Origin of the sequence: Nocardiopsis sp. LOL_012, assembly GCF_048060475.1 — a bacterium.
Classification (GTDB): domain Bacteria; phylum Actinomycetota; class Actinomycetes; order Streptosporangiales; family Streptosporangiaceae; genus Nocardiopsis.
In genome coordinates this window covers 1-325 of sequence record NZ_JBHMIV010000133.1, presented here as the reverse complement: position 1 = coordinate 325, position 325 = coordinate 1, and the positions used below count along the sequence as shown (strand labels likewise).

1 protein-coding gene is annotated in these 325 nt (G+C 63.7%); it reads left to right on the top strand.

Going from position 1 to position 325, the window contains the following annotated elements:
* Nucleotides 1–37 precede the first annotated feature (37 nt).
* Nucleotides 38–325: helix-turn-helix domain-containing protein (locus ACFHWE_RS23785; RefSeq protein WP_416604111.1), on the top strand; the 288-nt coding region annotated here is incomplete at its 3' end.

Here is a 325-nt window from a genome sequence, read left to right as displayed (position 1 = left end):
CGCGTGCATATTCATCGGAGGGCGCTGCGGATACGATATGCATATCCCTTCCCTCGCCCCGAGAAAGCAGCCGATGAACTGCGGAAACTATGGACGCTCCCGGTCCGGTTCCTCCCCTTCCTGTTCCTGTATCCCCCCGGGATTCTGGGACAATACAGAGGTCATGTCCGCATTGTCGGACTACGACGCCGCCGAAGTGATCCGGCTCCTGCGCAGAAGCGCCCACGGCCTGGACCAGACGAGCGTGGCGGCCATGACCGGCCTGTCCCAGAGCACCGTCAGCCGCATCGAGTCCGGACGCACCATGGGCCTGGAACGCTCCCTG